General features: G+C 65.5%; 22 protein-coding genes and 1 pseudogene. 12 read left to right on the forward strand and 11 right to left on the reverse strand.

Features of this window, described 5'->3' with window-relative positions; translation table 11 throughout:
• The first annotated feature begins 4 nt into the window (after positions 1–4).
• From VGV41_RS16315 to VGV41_RS16365, 11 genes and pseudogenes are all read left to right on the forward strand, one after another.
• Positions 5–826 (forward strand): glycosyltransferase family 2 protein, encoded by an 822-nt coding sequence (locus VGV41_RS16315; protein ID WP_326865111.1) that lies wholly within the window; start codon positions 5–7, stop codon positions 824–826.
• Positions 823–1,608: an FkbM family methyltransferase gene (locus tag VGV41_RS16320; protein ID WP_326864977.1), complete on the forward strand. Its 786-nt coding sequence runs from the start codon at positions 823–825 to the stop codon at positions 1,606–1,608. The genes VGV41_RS16315 and VGV41_RS16320 overlap by 4 nt, the downstream gene beginning before the upstream one ends.
• 37 nt (positions 1,609–1,645) lie before the next feature.
• The gene (locus tag VGV41_RS16325) at positions 1,646–3,409 is read left to right on the forward strand and encodes a carbamoyltransferase family protein (RefSeq protein WP_326864979.1); all 1,764 of its coding nucleotides are present in this window, start codon (positions 1,646–1,648) and stop codon (positions 3,407–3,409) included.
• Between the two features lie 91 nt (positions 3,410–3,500).
• Complete coding sequence (locus tag VGV41_RS16330; RefSeq protein WP_326864980.1) at positions 3,501–4,289, forward strand: YdcF family protein; 789 nt, start codon at positions 3,501–3,503, stop codon at positions 4,287–4,289.
• 143 nt (positions 4,290–4,432) lie between these two features.
• The gene (locus VGV41_RS16335; protein ID WP_326865112.1) at positions 4,433–5,425 is read left to right on the forward strand and encodes a GDP-L-fucose synthase; all 993 of its coding nucleotides are present in this window, start codon (positions 4,433–4,435) and stop codon (positions 5,423–5,425) included.
• Positions 5,426–5,469: 44 nt separating this feature from the next.
• The gene (gene gmd / locus VGV41_RS16340; protein WP_326864981.1) at positions 5,470–6,540 is read left to right on the forward strand and encodes a GDP-mannose 4,6-dehydratase; all 1,071 of its coding nucleotides are present in this window, start codon (positions 5,470–5,472) and stop codon (positions 6,538–6,540) included.
• A gap of 56 nt (positions 6,541–6,596) precedes the next feature.
• Entirely contained in the window at positions 6,597–8,393 is a 1,797-nt protein-coding gene (locus VGV41_RS16345) for an ABC transporter ATP-binding protein (RefSeq protein WP_326864982.1), read from the forward strand.
• A 45-nt stretch (positions 8,394–8,438) separates the two neighbouring features.
• Positions 8,439–9,023 (forward strand): SIS domain-containing protein, encoded by a 585-nt coding sequence (locus VGV41_RS16350; protein WP_326864983.1) that lies wholly within the window; start codon positions 8,439–8,441, stop codon positions 9,021–9,023.
• A gap of 133 nt (positions 9,024–9,156) precedes the next feature.
• On the forward strand, positions 9,157–10,011 hold the full coding sequence (locus VGV41_RS16355) for an IclR family transcriptional regulator (RefSeq protein ID WP_326864984.1): 855 nt from the start codon (positions 9,157–9,159) through the stop codon (positions 10,009–10,011).
• 45 nt (positions 10,012–10,056) lie between these two features.
• Positions 10,057–10,698: pseudogene (locus tag VGV41_RS16360) on the forward strand (UdgX family uracil-DNA binding protein); the annotation flags it as partial.
• 98 nt (positions 10,699–10,796) lie between these two features.
• Complete coding sequence (locus VGV41_RS16365) at positions 10,797–11,000, forward strand: hypothetical protein (protein ID WP_326864985.1); 204 nt, start codon at positions 10,797–10,799, stop codon at positions 10,998–11,000.
• On the opposite strand, the gene VGV41_RS16370 is transcribed toward VGV41_RS16365, so the two are convergent.
• The 11 genes from VGV41_RS16370 to VGV41_RS16420 all read right to left on the reverse strand — a co-directional run bounded on the left by VGV41_RS16370 (position 10,997) and on the right by VGV41_RS16420 (position 20,918).
• A complete protein-coding gene (locus tag VGV41_RS16370) occupies positions 10,997–11,998 on the reverse strand; it encodes an amidohydrolase family protein (protein ID WP_326864986.1) in 1,002 nt (333 codons plus the stop codon). The two genes, VGV41_RS16365 and VGV41_RS16370, sit on opposite strands and share 4 nt — an antisense overlap.
• On the reverse strand, positions 11,995–13,014 hold the full coding sequence (locus VGV41_RS16375) for a branched-chain amino acid ABC transporter permease (RefSeq protein ID WP_326864987.1): 1,020 nt from the start codon (positions 13,012–13,014) through the stop codon (positions 11,995–11,997). Before VGV41_RS16375 ends, VGV41_RS16370 begins: the two co-directional genes overlap by 4 nt.
• Complete coding sequence (locus VGV41_RS16380; protein ID WP_326864988.1) at positions 13,011–13,877, reverse strand: branched-chain amino acid ABC transporter permease; 867 nt, start codon at positions 13,875–13,877, stop codon at positions 13,011–13,013. The genes VGV41_RS16375 and VGV41_RS16380 overlap by 4 nt, the downstream gene beginning before the upstream one ends.
• 4 nt (positions 13,878–13,881) lie before the next feature.
• Complete coding sequence (locus VGV41_RS16385) at positions 13,882–14,586, reverse strand: ABC transporter ATP-binding protein (protein ID WP_326864989.1); 705 nt, start codon at positions 14,584–14,586, stop codon at positions 13,882–13,884.
• A 194-nt stretch (positions 14,587–14,780) separates the two neighbouring features.
• Positions 14,781–15,506: an ABC transporter ATP-binding protein gene (locus VGV41_RS16390; protein ID WP_326864990.1), complete on the reverse strand. Its 726-nt coding sequence runs from the start codon at positions 15,504–15,506 to the stop codon at positions 14,781–14,783.
• A 169-nt stretch (positions 15,507–15,675) separates the two neighbouring features.
• Positions 15,676–16,950 carry an ABC transporter substrate-binding protein gene (locus VGV41_RS16395; protein ID WP_326864991.1) on the reverse strand — a complete coding sequence of 425 codons (1,275 nt, stop codon included), beginning with the start codon at positions 16,948–16,950 and terminating at the stop codon, positions 15,676–15,678.
• 83 nt (positions 16,951–17,033) lie between these two features.
• Positions 17,034–17,939, reverse strand: a complete 906-nt coding sequence (locus VGV41_RS16400; protein WP_326864992.1) for a 3-hydroxyacyl-CoA dehydrogenase family protein — start codon at positions 17,937–17,939, stop codon at positions 17,034–17,036.
• Between the two features lie 3 nt (positions 17,940–17,942).
• Positions 17,943–18,746: an SDR family NAD(P)-dependent oxidoreductase gene (locus VGV41_RS16405; RefSeq protein WP_326864993.1), complete on the reverse strand. Its 804-nt coding sequence runs from the start codon at positions 18,744–18,746 to the stop codon at positions 17,943–17,945.
• Between the two features lie 170 nt (positions 18,747–18,916).
• Positions 18,917–19,255, reverse strand: coding sequence for a cupin domain-containing protein (locus VGV41_RS16410; protein ID WP_326864995.1), 339 nt, complete (start codon positions 19,253–19,255; stop codon positions 18,917–18,919).
• Positions 19,255–20,097: a cyclase family protein gene (locus VGV41_RS16415; protein ID WP_326864996.1), complete on the reverse strand. Its 843-nt coding sequence runs from the start codon at positions 20,095–20,097 to the stop codon at positions 19,255–19,257. Before VGV41_RS16415 ends, VGV41_RS16410 begins: the two co-directional genes overlap by 1 nt.
• A 50-nt stretch (positions 20,098–20,147) precedes the next feature.
• The gene (locus tag VGV41_RS16420; protein ID WP_326864997.1) at positions 20,148–20,918 is read right to left on the reverse strand and encodes an IclR family transcriptional regulator; all 771 of its coding nucleotides are present in this window, start codon (positions 20,916–20,918) and stop codon (positions 20,148–20,150) included.
• 140 nt (positions 20,919–21,058) lie between these two features.
• Here VGV41_RS16420 and VGV41_RS16425 point away from each other — a divergent pair, with 140 nt between their 5' ends.
• Complete coding sequence (locus VGV41_RS16425; RefSeq protein ID WP_326864998.1) at positions 21,059–22,009, forward strand: amidohydrolase family protein; 951 nt, start codon at positions 21,059–21,061, stop codon at positions 22,007–22,009.
• Positions 22,010–22,047 lie beyond the last annotated feature (38 nt).

The raw sequence follows: 22,047 nt of genomic DNA on the forward strand, positions 1-22,047 counted from the left end.
CATCCTGACCAGGGACGAAGAGCAGAACCTGCCGGTCGCCTTGCGGAGCCTGTCTGGCCTCGGCGCCGAGGTGTTTATTATCGATTCGGGCAGTACCGATCGGACCGCCGAGATCGCCAGGGCCGCCGGCTGCCATCTCGTCGAGCACGCGTTCACGACGCATGCGCGCCAACTCAACTGGGCGCTGGAGAACCTGCCGATCCGGACGGAATGGGTCATGCGGCTCGATGCCGACGAACGTCTTACGCCCGAGTTGCTCGACGAGTTGCGCGCCGCGCTACCGCGGCTTCCGAGCGATGTCACCGGCCTGATGCTGAAGCGGCGGGTGTATTTCTGGGGTCGCTGGATTAGGCACGGCGGCTATTACCCGATCTGGCTGTTGCGGGTCTGGCGGCGTGGCGCGGCGGTCTGCGAAGACCGCGACATGGACGAGCACATGCTCGTCTCGCGCGGGCGTATCGAGCGGCTGACGTACGATTTCATCGATGAAAACCATAAGGGTCTCGATTTCTGGATCGACAAGCATAACCGGTACGCCAGCAAGGAAGTTGCCGCGCTTCGCGCGGGCGTGCCCACGCGCGATGCCGAGCGGGCGGGCAAGGCGATCGCGCGCAAGCGTTTCCTCAAGGACCGTGTCTATGGCCGCAGTCCGCGCTTCCTGCGCGCCTTTCTCTACTGGTTCTACCGCTATTTCCTGCAACTGGGCTTTCTCGACGGCCGCGCCGGCTTCGTCTTTCATTTCCTGCAGGCCTTTTGGTACAGGACGCTCGTCGACGCCAAATTGACCGAGGCCGAGGAACGTACGACCGGATTTCCCCCGGCATGAACAAGCTGGTTCGCAACGCATTGCAGCGGGCGCGATTTTTTGCCCAGCGTTCGGGCTTTGCTATAAACCGGGCCGAAGCATTTGCGTTTCCCGATCAAGCGGAACTGATGAGTGATCGAGACGTTCGCATCATTTTCGATATCGGCGCTAACAACGGATCAACGGTTGCTGAATATCGCAAGCTGTTTCCGGAATCGACGGTCCATTGTTTCGAGGCGATCCCCGACTTAGTGGTGAAAATAAAAGACAGGTTCTCCGCGGATAACAACGTCAAAGTCCATCCAGTTGCGGTCGACGAGTCGCCGGGGAATCGTCATTTTCACGTGAATAGGAACATCGATACCTCGTCTTTGCTGCGTTCGAGCGTCGAATCCATACCCTCTTCCTATCGGTCTATTCAGAGCCCGACGAAGATCATAGAGGTCGGTTGTCAAACGATCGATTCGGTGTGCAGCGAAGAGTCGGTGTCGAGAATCGACATACTCAAAATGGATATTCAAGGCGGCGAGCTTGGAGCGCTCCGCGGCGCGGCGAAGATGCTCGCCAATGCGGCGGTGGATTTAATATATAGCGAAGTCTGGTTCTTGCCATTTTATGACGATCAGCCGTTGTTTGGCGATATTTGCAGCTTCTTGGCGCAATTCGGATATTCGATCCACGGTATGTATAATGTCGGATTCAGTGGGGGTACCGGAAGGATGACCTGGGCCGATTCGATTTTTGTCTCGCCCGAACTCAGAGGGCGTTCGCGGGAGATCTTGAGAACGAAGCACGGTGCTTAGATCGATTCAGAGTGAAGCGGATATTCCGATTCCGTAGATGATCGTCCTCGGGCTGAACGCGTTTCACGGCGATGCTTCCGCCGCCCTGGTGAAGGACGGCCGGCTAATCGCCGCCGCCGAGGAGGAGCGCTTCCGCCGGCAGAAGCACTGGGCCGGCTTTCCGTCGCAGGCGATCGCCTATTGCCTCAGCGAGGCGCGTGTGGATCTCTCGGCCGTCGACGCCATTGCGGTCAATCAGGACAGCAATGCGCACGTCGCGCGCAAGCTCGCCTATCTCCTGCTGCATCGGCCCGATCCGGGGCTGATCGTCTCGCGTTGGAAGAACCGCAAGGCGCGGACAGGCATGGCGGAGACGCTGGATCGGGAATTTCCCGCACAGCGCTTCAACGGCGCGATCCACCGCGTCGAGCATCATCTCGCACATCTGTCGTCGGCGTTCCACGTGTCGCCCTTTTCCGACGCGGTGGCGGTCTCGGTCGATGGCTTCGGCGATTTCGCCTCGGGTGCGTGGGGCGCCGGGCATGGCGCCGGCATTTCGGTCGACGGCCGTGTGTTTTTTCCGCACTCGCTCGGCATTTTCTATCAGGCGATCACGCAATATCTCGGCTTTCCGCACTACGGCGACGAGTACAAGGTGATGGGCCTCGCGCCCTATGGCGCGCCGAAATGGCTCCGGCAGATGCGCCAGATCGTGCGACTCGAGAATGACGGCTCCTATCGCCTCGATCTCTTCTATTTTCGGCATCACCGTGAGTCGATTTCGTTTCAGTGGGAAGGTGGGGCGCCGGCATTCAAGGACCTGTTTACGCCTGCATTGGAGGATCTACTGGGGCCGCGCCGCGATCCCGCCGCCCCCCTGGACGACCGGCACCGCGACATCGCGCGGTCGGCTCAGGCGATGTACGAGGAAGCGTTCTTCCACCTGATCGGTACGCTGCAAAAGCGTTACGGCATGGCCGACATTGCGCTCGCCGGCGGCTGCGCGATGAATTCGGTGGCGAACGGCAAGGTGCGGCGAATGACCCCGTTCCGGCGGGTGTACGTGCAATCAGCGGCCGGCGATGCGGGCGGCGCAATCGGCGCGGCCTTTGCCGTCTGGCATCGGCAGGGCGGGCGGCGGGCCTTCGTGATGGACCATGCCTATTGGGGCCCGTCGGCGACCCCGGCCGAGATCGACCAATTGCTGGCCATGCATCGAGAGAATATCGCCGATGCCGGATGCAGTATCGAGCAGATCACCGATGAGGGCGAACTGTGCCGCCGCACGGCGCAGGCAATTGCCGATGGCAAGGTGATCGGCTGGTTTCAGGGTCGAATGGAGTGGGGCCCTCGAGCGCTCGGCAACCGATCCATCCTCGGTGACCCGCGCCGCGCCGACATGAAGGCGATCCTGAATTCCAAAATCAAGCGTCGGGAGTCGTTCCGCCCGTTTGCGCCATCGGTGCTTGCCGAGCATGTCGCCGACTGGTTCGAGGAGGACGATGCGGTTCCATTCATGATGCAGGTGTTTCAGATCCGCGACGACAGGCGCGCGCAGATCCCGGCGGTGACGCATGTCGACGGCTCGGGGCGGCTACAGACGGTCACCCGTGAGACAAACTCCCGCTATTACCGGCTGATTGAAGCATTCCGGGCAATGACTGGTGTGCCGATAGTGCTAAACACGTCCTTCAACGAGAACGAGCCGGTGGTCTGCCGCCCTCAAGAAGCCCTCGACTGCTTTCTGCGCACCAAAATGGATATGCTGGTGCTCGGGGACGTGGTGGTTCAGCGGCGGGACGTCTCAGCCAGCACGGAGTGATCGTTCGACGGGCCGAATCCTTTCGGCTCCGAACATGGGTTCGCCCGCGCCGTTGCCTTCGCACCATGCCCAGACAGAGGCGTCGCGGTCCATGTTTTATTTGATGTCGAAGTTCTTCGGGTTTTTTCTTATTCCGCTGCACTTTCTTGTAGCGCTGGGTGTTGTGGGCGTCGCCATGCTCGCGTCGCGCCAAGATCGTGCCGCCAAAGTGTTAATGGCGAGCAGCATTCTGCTGCTTGCGGCGATCGGTTTTCTTCCGGTGGGGGTGGCGCTCACATTGCCATTGGAGCAGCGCTTTCCGCCGTGGACGGAGGGCCCATCCGCGCCGAACGGGATTATTGTGCTCGGCGGCGCGCTCGATCCCGACATCTCGAAGGCGCGCCACAGCTTTGCGCTGTCCGGAGGTGCCGAACGCGTGACGGCTGGAATCCTGCTCGCGCATCGATTCCCGAATGCGCTCCTTGTTTTCTCCGGCGGCGATGTCGATCCGCGCAAACCGCGCGAGGCCGACATTTCCGCGCGGTTCGCCGAACAGATGGGCGTGCCGCGCGCGCGGCTGATTATCGAAGACCGTTCGCGCAGCACGGCTGAAAACGCCGCGTTTACCAAGGACCGGCTCGAGCCCAAGGCGGGACAGCGTTGGGTCCTGGTCACCTCTGCCATGCACATGCCGCGCGCCGTCGGCGCGTTTCGGCATGTCGGGTTTCCGGTCGAAGCCTATCCGGTCGACTACACCACCACGGGCCCGGCCGATGCCGGGCACCTGTCCAACTCCATCGAAGGCGGCGTGATACGGACAGATGCCGCTGTCCACGAATGGATCGGCTTGATCGCGTACCGGCTTCTCGGTCGGACGAACGCCCTGTTTCCCGGTCCGTGAGGCTGGCCGAACGTGTAAAAGAGAGGCGGTGCGCGGCCGAAGGCGGAAGTATCGGCCGTTGAAAGATCGATGACTTTGATGACAATGGGACAGGAGATCGGGCGGTGGACAAGCCTGATGCAGTAGGAGGCGAGGGCCCGCCGATGTTCGATCTTTCCGGCAAGCGCATCTATGTCGCGGGTCACCGCGGCATGGTCGGCGCCGCGCTGTGCCGGCGCCTCGGCAGCGAGCCTTGCGAGGTCCTCACGGCCGACCGTGCCGCGCTCGATCTTGAGGACCGTGCGACGACCGAGGCATGGGTCCGCCGTGCGCGGCCGGACGCCGTCGTCGTGGCCGCCGCCATGGTCGGGGGCATTGCGGCCAATTCCGCGCACCCGGTCGAGTTTCTGGTCAGCAATCTCCGCATCGAGCTCAACCTGATCGGCGCCGCCCACGCGGCCGGGGTGCGCAAGTTGCTCTTCCTCGGCTCGTCGTGCATCTACCCGAAGGCGGCGGCGCAGCCGATCACCGAGGACATGCTGCTGACCGGCCCGCTCGAGCCGACCAACGAAGGCTATGCGCTGGCCAAGATCGTCGGCATGAAGCTGGCGCAGTTCTACCGGCGGCAGTACGGCGCCGATTTCATCTCCCTCATGCCGACCAACCTGTACGGTCCGGGCGACAACTACGACCTGGAGTCGAGCCACGTGCCGGCGGCGCTCATCCGCCGCTTCCACGAGGCCAAGCTCTCGGACGCAGCCTCGGTCGCGGTCTGGGGCAGCGGCCGCCCGCGGCGCGAGTTCCTGCACGTCGACGACCTGGCCGACGCCTGCGTGTTCGTGCTCCGGCATTACAGTGACGAGCAGTTTCTCAATGTCGGATCGGGCGAGGAAGTCTCCATCGCCGAATTCGCGCGGCTCGTTGCCGACGTGGTCGGCTATCGCGGCCGCATCGACTTCGACACCAGCCGGCCCGACGGCATGGAGCGAAAGCTTCTCGACTCGCGCAGGCTGGCGAAGCTCGGCTGGCGCGCACACACGCTGTTGCGCGACGGCCTGAGGTCGACCTATGCGGCCTATCTGCATGCCGACAACACGTCTTTGACGTCGGGCGGCGATCCGGCCACGCCGCGCTCGCCGGTGCCGGCCACGCGATAAAGCGGGGCATGCTGCCCGCCGGCCATATTCATACGAGGGAATGAATGAGAGATCGTGTCGCACTGATCACCGGCATCACCGGACAGGATGGCAGCCATCTGGCCGAGCTGCTGCTGTCCAAGGGCTATGTGGTGCACGGCATCAAGCGCCGCTCGTCCTCGCTGAACACCGAGCGAGTCGATCATCTCTATGTCGATCCGCACGATCCCGGCGTGCGCTTCTTCATGCACTACGGCGATCTCACCGACGCCACCAATTTGATCCGCGTCCTGCAGGAGACACGGCCGTCGGAGATCTACAATCTCGCGGCGCAGAGCCACGTCCAGGTCAGCTTCGAAACGCCGGAATACACGGCGAACGCCGACGCGCTCGGCACCCTGCGCCTGCTCGAAGGCATCCGCATTCTCCGGATGGAGAAGACGGTGCGCTTCTATCAGGCGTCCACCTCGGAGCTGTACGGCAAGGCCCAGGAAACGCCGCAGACCGAGCGGACGCCGTTCTATCCGCGCAGCCCGTACGCGGCCGCCAAGCTCTATGCGTACTGGATCACGGTGAACTACCGCGAAGCCTACGGCATCCATGCGTCGAACGGCATTCTGTTCAACCACGAAGGTCCGCGCCGCGGCGAGACCTTCGTCACGCGCAAGATCACGCGCGCGGTCGCCGCGATCAATGCCGGACGCGACGAGTGCCTGTACATCGGCAACTTGAATGCGCGGCGCGACTGGGGCCACGCCCGGGATTTCGTCGAGGGCATGTGGCTGATGCTGCAGCAGGACGAGCCGGACGATTACGTTCTGGCGACCGGCGAAGCGCATTCGGTGCGCGAGTTCGTCGAGCTTGCTTTCGCCGAGGTCGGCATTTCCCTGCGCTGGACCGGCTCCGGCGTCGACGAGTGCGGCGTCTGCACCAAAAGCGGCCGCGTTCTGGTGCGCGTGGATCCGCGCTATTTTCGGCCGACCGAGGTCGACGAGCTTTTGGGCAACCCGGAGAAGGCGCGGCGGAAGCTCGGCTGGTCGCACACGGTCAGCTTTCGCGAACTCGTCACGGAGATGGTGCGCGAGGACGTCCGGTCGTCTGGAAGTCGGGGCAGTGGACGGGGGACGGTCGAATAAACGTCTTTTTGCAAGGCCGACCTTGAATCAGCTGCGGCTGCAATGATCATCATCGCATGAGTGTTCTATCAGCACCAGGCAAGGCTTCGACGGCGTCCAGTCTGCGTCAGTTTGTCTCCGACTTTGCTGCGTTTGCGGGAAAGAAGGCTGCGAATGCCGCCGTCGCAATGACGCTTGCCGCGTTATTTGAGGGAATTGGTCTTGCCTTGATTGTTCCGCTGATTTCGGTGGTGATGGGCACGCCATCGGGCAGACTCAGCGAAACGGCAAACGCCGTATTTCATTTTTTTGGCCTTCGTCAGCCTTTCGGTCAGCTTGCTCTGTTGCTCGGGCTATTCGGCGCACTGATGATTGTGCGCGCCGTCGTTGTTTCATTTCGGGACCGGATCGTCGCCGACCTGCGGATTGGATTTTCCGAAGCCCAGCGACTGCGCCTTGCCGAGCGTCTGGCCGGCGCACAATGGAGTCAAATCGCAAGGTTGCAGCACGCGCGTGTCGTCCAGGCGATCGCCGGGGATGTTCAGCGGATTGCCGCGATTGCCACGCTGTTACTGCAAGGCGTCGTCGCCGCGGTCATGCTGGTCAGTCAATGCGTGCTGGTCTTTCTTCTGGCCCCGCTTCTGGCCGTCCTCATGGTGGGGCTGTTGGCCGTCGGCAGCATCGCCCTGGTGTCGTTTGTGCGGCGGGCACGCACCTTCGGACAGAGGTCCGGTCGGGCAAATCTGGCGCTCATGGAATCCGCCACGCAATTCCTCGGCGGCCTGAAGCTGGCGATGAGCCAAAATTTGCAGGCAGGTTTCATCGCAGAGTTCCGGGCGACGCTGCAGGACCTTGCGCGGCGGCAAATCGATTTCACGCGCGACCAGTCGCGCCATCGTATTGTGCTGTCGACGGCGACGGGACTGATCGGCGTGGCGGTCGTGCTCGTCGGCTACGGCGCCTTTGCGATCGATGCGCCGACACTGATCACGCTGGTCGTTGTGATGACTCGGATGAGTGGTCCTGTCGGTCAGGTGCAACAATCCGTTCAACAGCTCGCCAACGTCCTGCCGGCGTATGAGATGGTGAGAGAACTCGAGGCAGAATTAACGGCGATGGCAGGGGAGCCGCCAGGTGGGGCGCAAGCGGCGCCACTCGCCAACGGGCCGATCGTTTTCAAGCACGTTTCCTTCCACCACGCCGAGGCGGACGATCGGTCGGATTTGCCGCGCGGCGTCGACGACGTCGATCTCGTCATCGCACCGGGCGAATGTGTCGGCATCGGCGGTCCGTCCGGCGCCGGCAAGACTACGTTGGCGGATCTGCTGGTTGGCCTGTATTCGCCCCAGCGCGGACGGATCACCGTCGGCGGCGTAGTATTGAACGGCTCCGTGCTGAACGGCTGGCGCGAACGGGTCGGCTATGTCTCGCAGGATCCGTTCCTGTTCCACGACACGGTGCGTCGCAATCTCGCCTGGGCGAACCCGCAGGCGAGCGAAGCGGATGTGTGGGATGCCCTGCGCTTCGCGGGCGCTGATGGCGTGGTGCGGCGGATGGCGCAGGGCCTGGACACCATGCTGGGCGAGCGCGGCATCCTGGTGTCGGGCGGCGAGCGCCAGCGCATCGCGCTGGCGCGGGCAATCCTGCGCAAGCCGCACGTTCTCGTCCTCGATGAAGCCACCAGCGCCGTGGACGTCGCCGGCGAACGCGAGATTTTCACACGTCTGCGCGCGCTCGCTCCGCGTTTGACCACCGTCATCATCGCCCATCGCGCCGAAAGCCTCATGCTGTGCGATCGGATACTGCATATGGAAGCGGGTCGTTGCGTCGAGGTCGGGAGACAGCCGGTTGCGTCGGGCAGGGCGGCCCGGTAGGTTGCCGCGCCGCAGCAGCGCTGCCGGACCGCAGGAGCTCAGCGCTTGGATCTCGCCGCCTTCTTCACCGCCGAATTCGCCGAACATCACGACGTCGCGCGCCGCACCGAGGCCGCGCTCGGCGACGCCTTCGCCGCGCTGGTGAAGGCCTGCGTCGCCTCGCTGCGCGGCGGCGGCAAGCTGATGTTCTTCGGCAATGGCGGCAGCGCCGCCGACGCGCAGCACCTCGCGACCGAATTGACGATCCGCTACAAGGCGAACCGCGCCGCGCTCGCCGCCATCGCGCTCACCACCGACACCTCCGCGCTCACCGCCGCCGGCAACGATCTCGGCTTCGAGCGCATCTTCGCGCGGCAGATCGAGGCGCTGGGCAAACCGGGCGACGTCGCCATCGCCATCTCGACTTCGGGGAAGAGCCCGAACGTCACCGCCGCGCTGCAGCAGGCGAAGACGATGCGTATCGTCACGGCCGCGCTCACCGGCAAGGGTGGCGGCGATCTCCCGGGCCTCGCCGAGCACGTGCTGCTGGTGCCGTCCAGCACCACGGCGCGCATCCAGGAGATGCACATCATGCTGGGGCAGATGCTGTGCGGGGCCATCGAGATCGAGCTCGGACTGGCCGCCGGCTGAGGTTTCCGGTGTCCGGAACTGCCTGTCCCGCGGCCGCATCTCATATTATGAAATTCGGCGTTCCCCTGCTGAAAAAAGAGTGTTGACTCTCCCTCCGTCTGCTCGTTCCCTAACGGTCAGGGAGAAAACAAACATGGAAGCAAAAATACTGCCCGGGCCCGGGTCCAAGGCTCGCGCACCGCGTGCGCGTGTCGAAGGCGAACGTCACAACATCCAGTCGGTCGATCGCGCGCTCTACCTGCTGGAAACGATCGCCGAGGCCGGCGGTGAGGCGACCCTCACCGATCTGTCGAACCGCACCGGCCTCAATATCTCCACCTGCCATCATCTGCTGGCGACTTTGATCCAGCGCGGCTTCGCCGCCAAGGTACCGGGCCGGCGGCTCTATGCGCTCGGCGGCCGCATCATCGATCTCGGCCACGCCTGCCTGCAGGTCGACCTGCCGCGCCGCGCGCAGCCCTACATGGAGCAGATCAACGCCGCGAGCGGCGAGACCGTGCATCTGGCCGCGCTGCAGGGCGACTCCATCGTCATTCTCGCGGTGCGCGAGTCGCGTCACGCCGTGCGCGTCGATACCGGCCGCACCGGCAGGATCGCCTTCCCGCACGCGACTTCGGTCGGCAAGGCGGTCTTCGCCTGGCTGCCTGACAGCGAGATCGACCGCGTGTTCGCCGGCGAGCTCAAGCGCTGCACCGAGCGCACCATCACCGATCTCGGTGCGCTGCGCGAGGCGCTGCACGCGGTGCGTCGCGACGGTTATGCCGTGGACCGCGAAGAGCACATCCCCGGCGTGGTCTGTATCAGCGCCGCCGTCCGCGATCAGGCCGGCGCCGTGATCGGCGGCATCGGCGCCTCGATGCCGGCGATGCGGGCCACCGAGGAGCACATCGCGCGCACGCGCGACGAGATCGTCGCCGCCGCCACCGCTTTGTCGGCGGAATTCGGCGCACCCGCGACCTACGCCGAGCGCAAGGCACTGGCCAATTAGACGGCGGCCTTCGCCGCGGCGCGTGGAACGGCGAAAGCCGCGACCCCGTTGCCGCGGCAGGAGGCACGCGTGGCCGAACGGACCATCGCCATCCGCTCCTTGAAGGCGCTGCGCGCCGCGGAAGCCGCGTGCACGCGCTGTCCGCTCTATCGCAACGCGACGCAGGTCGTCCCTGGCGAGGGGCCGGCGCGAGCGCGGCTGATGATGGTCGGCGAACAACCCGGTGACCAGGAAGACCGCCAGGGCCATCCCTTCGTCGGGCCGGCCGGCGTCATGCTGGCCAAGGCGCTCGACGAGGCCGGCATCGACCGTGACGCGGTCTTCGTCACCAACGCGGTCAAGCATTTCAAATTCGAGCCGCGCGGCAAGCGCCGCCTGCACAAGCGGCCGAACGCCCACGAGATCGACCGGTGCCACTGGTGGCTCGATATCGAGCGCAAGCTGGTAAAGCCTGAGATCATCGTCGCCCTCGGCGCCACCGCGGTGCGCAGCGTCTCCGGCAGGCCGCTCGCCATCGGCAAGATCCGCTGCCGCGTGACGCCGCTCGAGGACGGCGGCCGCATGCTGGCGACGATCCATCCCTCCGCCATCCTGCGCGCGCCGGAGGAGGCGGATCGCCACGCGCTGTTCAAGCAGTTCGTCGCCGACCTGAAGGTGGGGGCGCGCGCTTTGGCGAAGGCGGCCTGAAAAGTTCCAATGCGGCGGAACGTCCGCCGCGACGGGGCGTTTCCTTCATCCGGGAGCAGTGGCGCTCGCAATCAGCGAGCGACGGACAGGAGGCGGCCATGAGCGATCAGCGCGGGCATTCGGCGGTCAAGGACAAGCCGGTCGAGAAAGAGGCGGAACAGCACCGCGAAGACATGAAGGAGGGCGAGGACACGGTCGTCGTATCGTCGGACGACAGCTTCCCCGCCAGCGATCCGCCGTCGTTCAATCCCGGCATCACCGGCACCGCGGATATCAAAAAGAAAAATAGCGCCGGCGCCTAAAAATTCATCTTCAGCAGTTTCCCGGCATTGCCGGAAAAGAGCTTGCGTTGGTCCTCCGGCGCGAGCTCTAGCTTTTTGATGGTCTCGACGGTGACGCCGATCGGTCCGAGCGGCGCGTCGGTCGCGAACACAACCTTGTCCGCGCCGAAGAACTCCAGGCCGCAGCGGATCGCATGCGCGCCGCCGCCGAACATGGCGGTGTCGGCGAAGAAGTCGTGCAGGTAATCCATGTGCGGGCGCTTCAGCGACGGCAGGATTTTCGAATAGTCCTCGTCGGTGGTGCGCGCGCCGAGCACCTTCAGTCCGTTGCCGACGCGCCCGTCGTAATAGGGGATCATGCCGCCGAGATGGTGGGTGATGATGCGCAGGTTGGGATGGCGGTCGAAAAGGCCGTCAAACACCATGCGCAGCATCGCCACCGATGTCTCGTAGGGCCAGTGGAAGCACCACCACATCTCGAAACGCGACTTCTTCTCCGCCGGATAATCAGGCAGCGACGCGGTGCCGACCGGATGCAGCCAGATCGGTGCGTCGAACTCGGCCATGCAGGCGAAGATTGGTTCGAACTGCGGCTCGTCGAGCGGCCGCCCGGCAATGTTAGTGTAGATCAGCACGCCCTTGGCGCCGAGGTCCTTCACCGCACGCCGCGCTTCCTTCACCGAGCCTTCGACGTCGGTCAGGCAGAGCGCGGCTGCAAAGGCGGGGAAACGGTCCGGATATTTACGGCACAGCTCGGCCATGTCGTCATTGGCGATGCGCGCGAGCCTTAAGCCCGCGTCGGGCGGGGCGATGTCCTCGATCGCCGGGTTCGGCAGCGAGATCACCTGCCGGTAGTCGCCGATCGCGTCCATGTCGCGGAAGCGCGCGTCGAGGTCGAACAGCTTGGTGATGCTGCGCAGCCGGGCGCCGATGTTGCCGGTCATCGGCGTAACCTTCAGCATCTCGTCGAAGAAATGCTGCGGAAAGATATGCGTGTAGATGTCGATGATCGGGCTCATCGCTTCCCCCCGGCTTCGGTCGGCAGAACAAGTCTACGTTGCAGCGGCAGCGCCTGCCAGCCGAAGCGCTCGGCGACGAGGCCCCACAATCCTTTCGGCGCCGCCAGCATCACGACGATGGCGACGAAGCCCATGATCAACAGGTAGACGCTGCCGAGGTCGGACAAGGTCTGCCGCATGACGAAAAAGATGATGGCGCCGATGATCGGGCCCTCGATGCGGCCGATGCCGCCGATCACGACGATGAAGATGACGAAGGCGGTCCAGTCGTTGACACTGAAGGCGGTGTCCGGCGAGATACGCAGCTTCATCAGGAAAATCAGCGCCCCGGCCATGCCCGTGCCGAAGGCGGTGAGTAGGTAGACGGCGAGCTTGAGCCGCCGCACGTCGACGCCGTTGCTCTGCGCCGCCAGCTCGTTGTCGCGGATCGCGGTCAGCGCCAGGCCGTGGCGCGAGCGCAGCAGCAGGACGATTGTCCCGAGCACGACCGCCATCAGTGCCAGCGCGAGCCAGTAGATCTCGTACTCACGCGCGGTGCGGGTCTTCGCCATGGCAAGGATGATCGAGGCGGGCAGGCTGATGCCGGAGCCGCCGCCGAGCGGCGCGACCTGCGAGGCGACGAGGCGGAAGACCTCCGCCATCACCCAGGTGCCGATGGCGAAGTAGGCGCCGCGCAGGCGGAACATCAGCGCCGCCACGGGAATGGCGATGATCGCCGAGACCGGTCCGGCGATGAGGATCGCCAGCACCGGCGGCACGCCGCCGAACATCGCCAGTCCGAACAACAGGTAGCCGCCGAGGCCGACATAGGCCTGCTGGCCGACCGAGACGAGGCCGGCATAGCCGGCGAGCAGGTTCCACAGGCTCGCCAGCACGATGAAGGTGAACATCTCCGCCAGCAGCCGCAGCGTCAGTTGGCTCGCCCACAGCGGCGCCGCCGCCAGCGCGACGGCCGTCAGTGCGATCAGCGTCACGCCGATGCGGCTCGATGTCGTGGCATGCGCGACGATGCTCATCCCGACACCTTGGGGAACAGGCCTTGCGGGCAGAAGGCGAGGATGGCGAGGAAGGCGACGTGCCCGGCGAGCAGCTGCCAGCCGGGATCGAGCTGCGCGCCGATCGCCTGCGCGACGCCGAGGATGACGCCGCCGGCGAGCGTGCCCCACATGCTGCCGAGGCCGCCGATGATCACCGCCTCGAAGCCGAAGATCAGTCGCGCCGGGCCGATGGCCGGATCGAAATTGGCGCGTACGGCGAGGAACACGCCGGCGATGGCGACGACCGCGAGCGATATCGCCATGGCCAGCGCGAAGACATGGCGGGTGTCGAGGCCCATGAGCTGCGCCACCGCCTGGTCGTCGGAGGTGGCGCGGAAGGCGCGGCCGAGCGCGGTGCGATAGAACAGAAGCTGCAGGCCGGCAATCACCGCCACGGCGATGACGAACTGCAGGAGCGGCAGCAGCCCGATCCACAATCCGTTCGTCACCTGTAGCGTCGCCACCTCGATGGCGCCGGCCTGCAGCTTGCGGCTGTCGGCGGTGAAGAATTCCAGGAGCCCGTTCTGGATGATGATCGACAGGCCGAAGGTGACGAGCAGCGGCGGCAGCAGGTCGTCGCCGAGCGTGCGGTTGAGCAATCCGCGTTGCAATGCGTAACCGATCAGCGCCATCACCGGCACGACGACGAGGAGCGAGACGAGCGGGGTGATGCCGAGCGCGCTGGTCGCCATCAGCGCCACATAGGCCGCGAGCACGATCAGGTCGCCGTGCGCGATGTTCACGAGCCGCATGACGCCGAAGATCAGCGATAGCCCGGCGGCGAACATAGCGTAGAGGCCGCCGATGAGCACGCCCTGCAGGATGACGTTGAGCCAGAGCATCCCGTCACACCCCGAAATACGCCGCCGCGATGGTCTCGCGCGTCAGTCCGGCCGCGGCGCTGTCGAGCGCGACGCGACCTTCCTGCAGACAATACACGTGGTCGGCGGCGCGTAGCGCCTGCACGATGTCCTGCTCGACGATGATCACCGAGAGGCCCTCGCCCACGATCTCGGGCAGGCGCGCATAGATGTCGCGCACGACGATCGGCGCGAGCCCGAGGCTAATCTCGTCGCAGAGCAAGAGCTTCGGATTGGCCATCAGCGCGCGGCCGATCGCCGCCATCTGCTGCTGCCCGCCAGAGAGCGCCGTCGCGGCCACGTGCCGCCGCTCCGCCAGTGCCGGAAACAGCGCGTAGACGCGCGCGAGTGTCCACGGCCCCAACCGCCGTGACTCGCCGCCGATCAGCAAATTCTCCTCGACGGTGAGCGAAGGAAACAGCCGGCGGCCTTCCGGCACCAGCGCGATGCCGCGCTTGACGACGTTGAAGGCGGGAGTCGTCGTGATGTCGCCGCCGTCGAAGGCGATGGCGCCTGCGCGCGGATGCATCAATCCGGCGATGCATTTCAGCAGCGTCGATTTGCCGGCGCCGTTGGCGCCGATCACCGCCACCACCTGGCCGGCGCCGACGGCGAGCGAGACGCCGAACAGCGCCTGGAAGTCGCCATAGAAGGCATCGACGCGCTCGACGCGGAGCAGGGGATCAGGCATGGCGGCCTGCTCCCCATGCGCGCGGCGTTTCGCGCCCCTCCCTCCACGAGCGATAGCGAGTGGTGGGGAGGGGTCGGGGGCGGGGGGCATGGCTTCGCGGCATGGCACTGTCGGCGCGTTTTGGAAGACCCCCCACCCCGATCCACCGCTTTGCGGGGGGAGGGAGGGAGTTTGCGGCCCGGCTCGACACGATGTCACGCATCGGCGGCGATCCCCATGTAGATCTCCGCCACCTGCGGGCTCTTGATAACCGTGTGCGGCTCGCCTTCGGCGATGAAGCGGCCGCCGTGCAGCACCACCAGCCGGTCGACGACGGCGAGAAGCGCATGCACCACGTGCTCGATCCAGACGATCGATACGCCGGAGGCGCGCACGTCCTTGATCAGCGCGACCAGCGCCGTGCATTCGTGCTCGGTCAGGCCGCCGGCGACCTCGTCGAGCAGCAGCACGCGCGGCTTGGTGGCGAGCGCGCGCGCGAGCTCCAGCCGCTTGCGGTCGAGCAAAGTCAGCCCGCCGGCGCGCAGGTTGGCCTTGGCGGCGAGCCCGCAGCGCGCCAAGAGATCGGCGCAGCGATCGTAGACCGCCGCCTCGCGCTCGCCGGCGCCAAAGGCGGCAGCGACCACGACGTTCTCGAACACGGTCATGCCGGCGAAGGGCTGCGGAATCTGGAACGAGCGCGCCAGCCCCTTGCGGCAGCGCCGCTCCGGCGGCAGCGCGGTGATGTCCTCGCCGTCGAACAGCACGCGGCCGCCGTCCGGCCGCACCGTGCCGGTGGCGATGCCGAACAGCGTGGTCTTGCCGGCGCCGTTCGGGCCGATGATGCCGAGCGCCTCGCCTTCGCCGAGCGCGAGATTGACGCCGTCGGCGACGACGACGGCGCCGAAGCGTTTGGAGATTTTCTCGAGCGCGAGGAGGGGCATGGGATTTCCACGGGCGCGGCGCACTCCCTCTCCTCGCGTGCGGGGAGAGGGTTGGGGTGAGGGGGCGTGTCCGCTCGCCTGAGCCTGACCGAGAGAGCCCCTCACCCGACCCGCCTGCGCGAACGCTCCGGCGGGTCGACCTCTCCCCGCAAGCGGGGAGAGGTGAAGACTACGACAGCGGCTTCAGCTTGCCGCCGACCGGGATGTCCGGCGCGGTCTTGTTCTCGGCGATCACCAGGTCGAACTTGCCGTTCTTCCGCTGCCACTGGCCGGCGACGAGCGGCGTCTTGCTGACGTTCTTCACCGGCTGACCGCTCCAGTGCACCGGGCCGACCATGGACTTGTAATTGGTCGCCACGATCGCCTCGAGCACCGCCTTCGGGTCGCTCGGGTTCTTGGCGCGCTTCATGACGTCGATCGCCACCTCGAACAAAGCATGCTGATAGCCGATCGGCTGCGTCCATGGCCGGTTGGTCGCCTTGGTGTAAGCGTCGGTCAATTCCTTGGCGCTCTGGCCGGTGAGGCCGGACTTGTACGGGAAGGTCGGGGTCCACCAGACCTCGCTGGAGAGACCGTCGCCGCGGGCGCCGAGCGACTCCACGACCGACGGGAACAGCAGCGCCTTGCCGATGCTGACGATCTTCGGCTTGAAGCCCTGCTGCGCCGCCTGCGACCAGAAGGTGGCGAAGTCGGGCGGGATCATGTTGCCTACGACCATCTCGCAGCCGGCCGCCTTGAAGGCCGAAATTTGCGAGGTGAAGTCGTTGTTCATCACCTGGTATCGGCCTGGATCGTGCAATTTGTAGCCGGCCTTGGCGAGCGCCGGCGGCAAGCCATGCTGCGGATCGCCCCAGGCGTTGCCGTCGGCATCGTTCGGGAACAGGCCGCCGACCACCTTGTTGGTCGGCACCTCGTCCCACATCGCCAGGTAAGAGCCGATGACGTCCTCGAGGCCCCAGAAGAAATGGTAGGTCCAGGTGAAGCCCTTCTTCGGGTCGCCCTTGCGGCCGAAGAAGTAAGGCTGCCACGGGCAGTTGGTGGTGATGCAAGGGACTTCGTTGACTTCGGCCTGGTCGGCGACCGGGTTGGTCGTGTCCGGCGCGGCGGAGGCGACGATGAGGTTGACCTTGTCGCCGAGGATCAGGTCGGCGGCGACGTCGGAGGCGCGGCTGGCGCTCGATTGGCTGTCCTTGCTGATAATGTCGACCTTGTAGGTCTTGCCGTTATTAACGAGCCCCTTCCCCAGGATTTTGCGCACCTGGTCGAGGATAAAGGCGTCGGCCTCGCCGAAGCCGGCGAGCGGTCCTGTCTTCGGGCTGACGTGGCCGATCTTGATGACCGCCGATTGCGCTTCCGCCGGCAACACCCGCAGTACCGCTGGCGCCGCCACGGCGCCGAGGCCGGCCTTGACCAAAGTGCGACGCGAAATGCGTTTCGAGTCCATTTGCAACCTCCCTTGCGTCTGTTGTCGTGACCGGCGTGCTCCGGCCTGTTTTCATTGATCTGCGTTGGCGGTCGGGCCGCGCGTCAGTCTTTCCTGCCGGCCTCTTTCAAGTGTGCCACAACTTTCGCCCGCAACGCCTGCTGCTGCTCCGGCGTCCATGTGCGGAAGCCTTCGCCGGACTTGAAGCCGAGCTTGCCGTCGGCGACCAGCTTTTCCAGATAGGGCGAGGGCCCGGGCCTCGAGTCGATCGCCGGCAGTACGGTCTTGTGGATCGCCAAAGTGAGATCGGTGCCGACCATGTCGGCATTCTCCAGCGGCCCGAGCACGGCGAGCCGGCGGCCGAACGCCGCCTTGATCACCGTGTCGACGGTTTCCGCATCGCAGATGCCGTTCTCGACCAGCGACACCGCCTCGCGCCACAGGGCATGTTGCAGACGATTGCCGATGAAGCCGGGCACGTCCTTCTTCACGTGTGCCGGCTTCTTGCCGGCGTCGGCGTGCAGCTTCATGGTGAAGGCGACCGCCTCGGGCTTGGTCCACCGCGTCTCGATCACCTCGACCAGCGGCACCAGGAACGGCGGATTCCACCAGTGTGTGCCGAGTGCGCGCTCGCGCCGCTGCAAGCCCTGCATGATGTCGGTGATCGGAATGACGGAGGTGTTGCTGGCGAGGATCGCGTCCGGGCGCACGTGCCGCTCGATCTCGGCGAACAGCTTTTGCTTCAGGGCTAAGTCTTCGAGCACGGCCTCGACAACGTAATCGGCATCGCGCACGGCCGCGCCGAGATCGGCAACCGGCGTCACGCGCTCGACCGCGCGCAGGTCGTCGCCAAGGTCCTTGAGGCTGGCGGTAATGCGGGCCTTGACGGTGTCGAGACTGGCCTGCGCGGCGTCGTAGATTGTGACGTCGTGCCCGGCGAGCGCGAACACCTGTGCGATGCCGTGGCCCATCAGCCCGGCGCCGATGACGGCGATGCGTGCCTTCGCCATGGTTTACCCTGCGGTGTAGCCGCCGTCGGCGTAGAGGATGTGGCCGGTGTAGAAATCCGACGCCTTCGAGGCGAGGAAGAGGAGGGGGCCGGCGAGATCTTCCGGCTCGCCAAGGCGACCCTTCGGTACGCGCGCGAGGAAGCCCTTGCGCACCGTCTGCGCGCGCTCTGAGTCCTCGTACATCCACGCCGTGAGCGGCGAACGGAAGACGGTCGGGCCGAGCGCGTTGACGGTGATGCCGGTCTCGCCCCATTCGCAGCCGAGCGCCTTGGTGATGCCGTCGACCGCGGACTTCGAGGCGCAATAGGCGGTGTAGCCGGCCGGATGGCCGAGCAGGCCGCGCGCCGAGGAGGTGAGGATCACCTTGCCGCCGCGGCCTTGGCTGAGCATCTGCTTGCCGGCGGCACGCGCCATTAGCCAAGACTGGTTGACGTTGGCATCCATGACCTCAAGGAAGTCCTCGACCTTCTGGTCGACGATCTTGGCCACCTTGTTGAGGCCGCCGGCGACCACAAGAATATCCACGCCGCCGAAGGCGTCGACCGCGGCCTGCACAATCTTGTCGCAGTTTGCTTCCGAGGACGGCCGCATCGCGACCGTCGCGATCTTGGCGCCAAGCGCCTTGCAGTCGCCGCCGACCTTGTCGAGATCGGCCTGCTTGCTCGCTGCCAGCACGACGTTGGCGCCGGCGCCGGCGAGCGTCTTCGCCGCCAGCGCGCCGAAGGCGCCGGACGCGCCGGTCACGATCGCGGTCTTGCCGCGGATATCGAAGAGCGACAGCGGATTTTTGAGAAAGGCGTCGGACATGAATGCTTCTCCCTTTGCTTTCTTCACCTCTCCCCGCGCGCGGGGAGAGGTCGGCCGTCATCGCGGCAGCGATGGCGGCCGGGTGAGGGGGCCTTGCCGTTTGGCTCAGGCGTTTTGAAACGCCCCCTCACCCCGACCCTCTCCCCGCAGGCGGGGAGAGGGAGCACCCGTCACTTCGGCGCCGCCACCGCGACGAGCAGCGTGCAAACGCCCGAGCCTCGGTTGACGATCTCGCGGTTCTCGTTCGGCGCGATGAAGACGGTGTCGCCCTTGCGCGCGACTTCTTCCTTGCCGCCGACGATCACGGTGAGCTCGCCGTCGAGGATGTGATAGATTTTCTCCGGAGGCGAGGCGTCCGGCCCGGCGCCGCCGCCAGGCTGGAAATGCGAGATGCCAAACACGAGCGTCTGTGAGCCGCCCATTTCGGCGCCGAAGATGCGCAGCGACTCGTACTTGCGGTGGTTGGGCGCCTCGTATGCCTTCGCTTCGTTGAGCTTGCGGACGATCATCAGAATTTCTCCCCGCGCTCGATGCGATACTTGCCGTCAGGATCGATCATCGCCACGAGGCGAATGATGCAGCCGTCGCCGCGGTCCCAGTTCCACGGGAAGAAGGCGAAGGTGCAGCGCTTACCGGTCACCTTGTCGATGTCGCCGCCGACGTTCTCGATGCCGAGGATGCCGTTGGTGAACAGGATGCGGTGCACCGGCTCCCATTCCGGGAAATCGTCCTTCCAGTCACGGCCGCCCGACCACTCGAAGTATTCCTTCTGCAGGTGAGGGTGCAGCGGGCCGTTGCGCTGCGGGCCGATGGCGGTGGCGAGGGGATGGTCGTTGGCCTGGGTGTCGTGGCCGACCACCTTCACCTTCTTCTCGACGAACCACTCGCCCGCGGACTTCACGAAGCCCGGCGAGCGGCAGAAATAGTCTTCCGAATCCTCGTAGAGCTTGTGCCAGCCGGTGTTGACGATGACGACGTCGCGCGGGCGCACGATCTTGCCGGCCGCCTTCTCCAGGTCGTCATAGGTGATCGGCTCCCACTTCTTCTTCGGAATCGAGATGACGATGCCGGAGCCGAAGAAATGCGGCAGCGGCACCTCGTCGATGAACGGCGTGCCCTGCACGACGTGCGCCGGCGCGTCGATATGCGTCGTATTGTGCATCGACGTGGTGATGCGCTGCGACAGCACGCCCGACTTCGCCATGTAGTGGATGCGCTCGATCTTCACGTCTTCGAAATAGGGCCAGTTCGGCGACTGGTAACCGAAGCGATGGGACAGATTGTAAAACTGCAGCCCCATGCTGTTGTCGAGGTTTTCTTCGAACGTCACACCGCGAATTTTCTTGGCCACGGCGTCCCTCCTTTGCTGGTGTGTCAGAGCGTCAAATGAACCGCACGGCGTCAGCCGGCGGCGGCAGTCATGTCGGCTTCCAGCGCTCGCTTGGTGACGAGCAGCTTCTCGGCGATTTCCTTCTCACGGCCGACGAAACGCTGCGTCGGCACCGGCACCGAGATCGCGACGGCGTTGCCGAGTGGATCGTGCAGCGCGACGCCCGCGGCGCAGACGCCGGCCGAATGCTCCTCGCGATCGAAGGCGACGCCGGTCGCGCGCACCGCCTTGAGCTGCGCGATCAGCGCGTCGAGACGCGTGATGGTGTTGGCCGTGCGCGCCGGATAAGCCTTGCCGATCAACGCCTCGACGGCGGCGTCGGTCAGTTGCGCGAGATAGGCTTTGCCGTTGGCGGTGCAGTAGAGCGGGAAGGTCTCGCCGACCGCCGACACCGTGCGCAGGCGATGCGAGCCGATCACCTGGTCGATGAAGACGAGATGGTCCTTCTTCACCGTCGACAGATCGACGGTCTCCTGCAAATCGCCCGACAGCTTTTCAAGATGCGGCCGCGCCAGGGCGATGAAGTCGCTGCGTACGGAGGCGGCGAGCCGCAGGATGGTGGGGCCGAGGCGGACGCGTCCGTTCGGCGTTGCGGCGATGACCAGCTTCTCGCTCTCCAGCGCGGCGACGATGCGCTGCACGGTCGAGCGCGCGAGGTTCACGCGCTGGGCGATCTGGCCGAGGCTGAGCCCCGTGTTCTCTTCTTCGAGGGCGCGCAGGATCGTCGCGGCGCGCGCGATGACCTGCACCTGACTCTTGTCGTTGATGGCGACACGATTCATCCGACGCTTCCTGCCCGGTTGTGGTACCCGGCGGTCTAGCGCCGCCTTGCATCGTGGGACACGTTAGCCCAAAATACGATACAAGTGGAAGCCCAAAAAATGGCGCCCGCGCGGGCGCCGAAGAAACCGCGAGGAAACGCATGGTTCAGAAGATCGCGCTCGAAGAGCATGTGCTCACCCCCGGCCTCGTCGATTACTGGCGGCCGACGATGACCGAGGTCCCCCCGGCTTTCGTCGAGCAGCTATACAAGCAGTTGACCGATTTCGACGCGCTGCGGCTCGACAGCATGGACAAAGCCGGTATCGCCAAAGCCGTGCTGTCGGTTTCAGGCCCGGGCGTGCAGGCCGAGCGCGACGCGGGCGTAGCCACGCGCAAGGCGCGCGAGGCGAACGACTTCCTGGCGGAGCATATCGCCCGCCATCCTGACCGGTATGCCGGCTTCGCCCACGTCGCGGTGCAGGACGCGCGCGCCGCCGCGCGGGAGCTCGAGCGCTGCGTGCGCGAACTCGGCTTCAAGGGCGCGATGATCAACGGCCACACCAACGGCCTCTACCTCGATCACACCTCGCTGGCGCCGTTCTGGGAGGCAGCCGAGGCGCTCGGCGCGCTGGTCTACATCCACCCGACCGACCCGCTGGTGCCGGCGCCGGTGCTCGACGGCGTGCCGGCGCTGCGCCGCGCGACGTGGGAATGGGGATTCGAGACCGGCTCGCATGCGCTGCGGCTCGTCTTCGCCGGTCTGTTCGACCGTTACCCCAAGGCGAAGGTGGCGCTGGGCCACATGGGCGAGACGCTGCCTTACCTGCTCTGGCGCTTCGACAGCCGCGCCAAGCTCTATAACGTCAAGCTCGCCAAGGCGCCGTCGCAGTACATCAAGGACAACATCGTGGTGACGGTGTCCGGCGTCTACGCGCGCGAGCCGTTGATGTGCGCCGTCGACGCGCTCGGCCGCGACAGAGTGATGTTCGCCGCCGACTATCCGTTTGAGAACGCCGAGGAAGCCGGCCATTTCCTCGATGACGTGGCGGTCCCCGAGGACCTGCGCGCCGACATCGCCTTCAACAACGCAGCGAAGCTGCTGGGCATGTGACTTCCTTCACCTCTCCCCGCATTGCGGGGAGAGGGAAG

It is taken from the genome of Pseudolabrys sp. (assembly GCF_035943735.1).
Lineage (GTDB): Bacteria > Pseudomonadota > Alphaproteobacteria > Rhizobiales > Xanthobacteraceae > Pseudolabrys.